Below are 2906 nucleotides of genomic sequence, written 5' to 3' on the forward strand. Positions count from 1 at the left end.
GGTTTTAAAGTTATCACTAACTATACAAGTTTTTCCTTTTTGTTTAAATGCAGATTCTTCAACTTCCTCGGTTTCTTCTTCTTCATATTCAAAGGTAGGTGTTTGTTTTTGCAAATCAGCTATTTGACGAGAGATTTTTTCATAATCACCATCTTCACCACCTCCATTGATAGGTTTGTTAATATCAGGAGTTATTAATAAAGGAATAGTTTTAAAATCTCCAGCTATGATAACTTTTTTAAATTCGTTATTATCTTTAAAATCTTGAAGTTGATCTTTATAGTCAAGCAATTGTGCATAAAGATTTTTAGCTTCATCATTAAGCTGTATGATAGTATTTTTAATATTTATAAATGCAGGATCATTTTCATTTTTCAAGCCTTTTTCTATTAAAACTATATAATCATTATAAGCTTTTATAAATTTGGCTAATTTTTCTTGATTAACTTCAAGTAAGTATTCAATATCAAAACCTTTTGATACTATATTTTTATTAAGATCATTTAGATTGTTATACAGTTTGTTTTTATTATTGTTAAAATCTGTAAATTTAGTATCAGCATTTTCAAAAGATTTTACAAAACTAGCTTTTACTGTTTCATTGGTAAATTTAGCTTTGTTTATATCATGATCTTTATATGCATTTAAAAAGCTCAAACTTTGCAATAAAGCTCTAGCATCATTTTCTTTTACACCTAAGTATGTGGTTACAAACTCAACCTGCTCATCTTCTGTTTTATTTGATATATTGCTATATTCACTTAGTAATTTAGCTAATAATCTAATATCTATATTATAATGAACCTTATCAATATCATTTATAATATAATCCCATATATCTTTGCTAATTAAATCACCTTGATCTAAAGTGGCTGTTTTATCTTTAATCTTTTCTACATCAGGTCTAAAGATATCTTCACTTGGTTTTACTTCAAAATCAGTATTGAAACTAAAATAGTCATCCTTTTCATGTAAGCCATAATCTTTTAGATCTGTTGTGATTTTATTTTTAAATTCGGTGTATTTACTATCATAATCACCGTTGTTGTATGAAATCTTATTAAATCCATTCGTAGTATCTGCAATATCACCTTTTTCTGTTATATTTGGATGATATATAAAAATATTTTCATGTTTAGAGTCTGTTTTAGAAACGGCATGGAAAAGTCCAGCATACTCATTTGTTCCTTCCTTGGCATTTGCTTCGATTTTTGCATCAGGACTAAAGAATATATAAATATTTTTAAACTTATCTCTACCTTTATCTCCGTCCACAGCAACAAATCCACCGGCTCTTGTTTTGCCATCCATATAACCTGTTCCATCTGCTACAACAGAACCTATGTTGTTTAAAACTATATTAGAAAAAATTTGCCCTGTACTTGCAGAATATGCCATAAAACCACCAGCATAACTTGTTTCTGCTTTTTCAATGCTTTGGCTATGAATTTTTTTAATATTATTTAAAACTATATTAGAGTAATAATTTTGACCACCTGAATATCCTACAAATCCTCCTGCATTAGCATCATCTTTAATGTAAAAAGGAGGAGCCCAATCAAAAGTTCCATTATTTTTAGCTTGTATCAAACCAATATCATTTAATACTATGTGATTAAACTCATTAATTCTATCTCCGCTAAAATCTGTTTGAGTTGAATTAAAAATAAGTCCTACAAAACCACCAACTCTCGCTCTTTGAGTATCTGTTTTCGCCATAATGCTATCAATATTATGTAAAACAATATTGTCAAATTTATGTCCTATATTGCTATAATTATAAACTCCAGACCATAAACCCCCAGCAAAGCCACCTACATAAGCTAAATCACCTTTGCCATAAATCTTACCTATATCTCTAAGAGCTATGTTGTTAAATGAGCTTCCTTTCATGAAACACCAAATATCTTCATAGCAATCCACACCATCCCAATCATCTAAATCTCCACCCCAATCTGCAATAATGCCAGCAAAGCCACCTACATAGCTAATGTCACTTTTTGATTTAGCATCGATTTTATTAATACCTTTTAATGTGATATTACTTACATCACTCCCATCCATAATCATACCGGCCATACCACCTGCATAAATAATGCCATCGTTTGAACCTATAATACTTCCTTGATTATAATCAACATTAAGATTTTTTAAAGTAGCGGCTCTTAATACGCCAAAAACACCTAAATATTCTGGCTTATTTTTTAAGCTTGTTGTGTCTATATTGATATTACTTAAAGTAAAACCTTGACCATCAAAAATTTTATTAAAATAATTTTTATTGTCATAGCCAACTATCATACTAGTATATTCATCAGCATCTTTTTTACCATCACCATTTAAGTCAAACCAGTAATTAGCATAGTTTTGCTTTTTAAAATCGATATTAGCGGTTAATCTATACTCACTAGCTGTATCTCTAAAACCTTCTTTGTTTTCATTCCACCCTTTAGCAAAATACCACCAATCTTGCACAGAACCTATACCTACATATTTATCTACCTTAAAATTATCATTTTTTTTTGCTTATTTTATTAAACACTTTAAAAGAATCGGGGTTGTAATAATATCCACTAGCGTTTAAATACATAGAACCTTTTGTTTTAGCATCAACATTTATTGATTGTATTTTGTTAGCATTTACACCAGCAACATTAATATAAACTTCATTGCCCTCTAAGTTTATATTTTCAGCATTGACTTTTCCAAATTTAATGCCATTGTGTTCTTTATCCCAATTAGTATCAGCATCTAATACTACTTTATTGCCTTGTAAAGTAACGTTTTTGGCATTAATATTACCCATATTTACTACATTACCACCATTTGGTTTAAACACTGGGGAGAAAGTATTAAAAGCAAGTTTTCCATCTGCAAACTCTTGCATACTTTGATTATCCATCGAT

The 2906-nt window shown here is 29.2% G+C and carries 1 protein-coding gene and 1 pseudogene; both read right to left on the reverse strand.

Going from position 1 to position 2906, the window contains the following annotated elements; translation table 11 throughout:
* A partial coding sequence (locus tag L8U00_RS07710) for a hypothetical protein (protein WP_263709101.1) occupies positions 1-2475 on the reverse strand: 2475 nt, incomplete at its 3' end.
* A 37-nt stretch (positions 2476-2512) separates the two neighbouring features.
* A pseudogene (locus L8U00_RS07715) lies at positions 2513-2906 on the reverse strand (hypothetical protein); the annotation flags it as partial.

Source organism: Campylobacter sp. IFREMER_LSEM_CL2256, assembly GCF_025771645.1.
Classification (GTDB): domain Bacteria; phylum Campylobacterota; class Campylobacteria; order Campylobacterales; family Campylobacteraceae; genus Campylobacter_D.